Here is a 1,582-nt window from a genome sequence, read left to right on the forward strand (position 1 = left end):
AGTGGCGATCAGGCCACGCGCGCGCCGCGCGTCACGTGCCGCTCGACCGGCTGGCCCGCGAGATGCCGCGCCTGCCCCGGGACCGCGCCGTGCTCGTGATGTGCGCCTCGGGCATGAGGTCCCGAGGCGCCGCCGCCCAGCTGCGTGCTGCGGGATACCGTGCAACAAGCCTGTCCGGGGGGATCGGCGCCTGGCGCGCAGCCGGGCAGGACGTCGTGACCCGATGAGCTCACCGAGAGAAGGACTGAGCAGCATGCAGCTCGAACCGACCGAGATGACCGCCGTGATCAACCGCCTGCGCCGCGCGCAGGGTCAGATCGGCGGCGTGCTCAAGATGCTCGAGACGGGGGCCGACTGCGCCGACGTCGTGACCCAGCTCTCGGCCGCCTCCAAGGCCCTGGACCGCGCCGGGTTCGCGATCATCGCGACGGGGCTCGAGCGCTGCATCGTCGAGGGCGGCGAGAACGCCGCGATCGACCGCGAGCGCCTGCAGAAGCTCTTCCTCTCCCTCGCCTGAGCCCCCGCCCCCCGCTCCCCCGAGGCGGACCGCCTCGACGACCCGGGGCCCGACGGGCCGGGGCCCATGACCTCGGTCCTGGCAGGAAATGAATACCCCAGGGGGTATGTTGTCCCGACGGGACGACCTCTGGCCGTGCCCAGCACGACACCCAGCGCACCCGAGCACGAAGGAAGAGCTCCATGAAGATCGTCGTCATCGGTGGCGTCGCCGGCGGGATGAGCGCGGCCGCCCGGGCCCGCCGCCTCGCGGAGGACGCCGAGATCGTCGTCCTCGAGCGGGGCGAGTACGTCTCCTTCGCCAACTGCGGCCTGCCGTACCACGTCGGGGACGAGATCCCGGACCGTGCGTCACTGCTGCTCCAGACCCCGGAGTCCCTCGGCGCCTCCCTCGGCCTGGACGTGCGCACGGGGCACGAGGCCACGGCGATCGACACGCAGGCCCGCACCGTGACGGTCCGCTCGGCCTCCGGTGACCAGACCCTCGCCTACGACGCCCTCGTCCTGGCCCCGGGCGCGACGGCCCTGCGCCCCCCGGTCGACGGGCTCGACCTGCCCCAGGTGCAGACCCTGCGCACCGTGCCCGACGCCGACACGATGCGCGCCATGGTCGACGGGGGCGCACGCCGCGCCGTCGTGCTCGGTGCCGGGTTCATCGGGCTCGAGGCCGCCGAGGCCCTGCGCGGCCGCGGGCTCGAGGTCGACCTCGTCGACCTGGCCCCGCACGTGCTGCCCCCCCTCGACGAGGAGCTCGCCCGGCTGGTCGACGACGAGCTCGCCGCCCACGGGGTCCGCACCCACGTCGGGACGGCGGCCCAGGCCGTGACCGCGACCCCCGAGGCGGAGACCGCCGTCGAGGTTCGGCTCGACGACGGCTCGGTGCTGCCCACCGACCTCGTCGTGCTCTCGGTCGGCGTCCGCCCCGACTCGCGCCTGGCCGAGGCCGCGGGCCTCGAGCTGACCCCGCAGGGGGCCATCGTCGTCGACGCGACCCAGCAGACCTCCGACCCGCACGTGTGGGCCGTGGGCGACGCGACGGCCGTCCGCCACGGCGTCACCGGGGTGC

General features: G+C 74.7%; 3 protein-coding genes. All 3 read left to right on the top strand.

Annotation, left to right across the window (positions count from 1 at the left end; translation table 11 throughout):
* The coding region (locus tag L0B03_RS17605; protein ID WP_250448278.1) for a rhodanese-like domain-containing protein at positions 1–227 on the top strand (227 nt) is incomplete at its 5' end.
* 26 nt (positions 228–253) lie between these two features.
* Positions 254–517, top strand: a complete 264-nt coding sequence (locus L0B03_RS17610) for a metal-sensitive transcriptional regulator (RefSeq protein WP_208056664.1) — start codon at positions 254–256, stop codon at positions 515–517.
* A gap of 182 nt (positions 518–699) precedes the next feature.
* Positions 700–1,582, top strand: an 883-nt coding sequence (locus tag L0B03_RS17615) for an FAD/NAD(P)-binding oxidoreductase (protein WP_250448280.1), incomplete at its 3' end; no start/stop codon positions are given.

Origin of the sequence: Actinotalea sp. C106 (assembly GCF_023630195.1) — a bacterium.
GTDB lineage: Bacteria > Actinomycetota > Actinomycetes > Actinomycetales > Cellulomonadaceae > Actinotalea.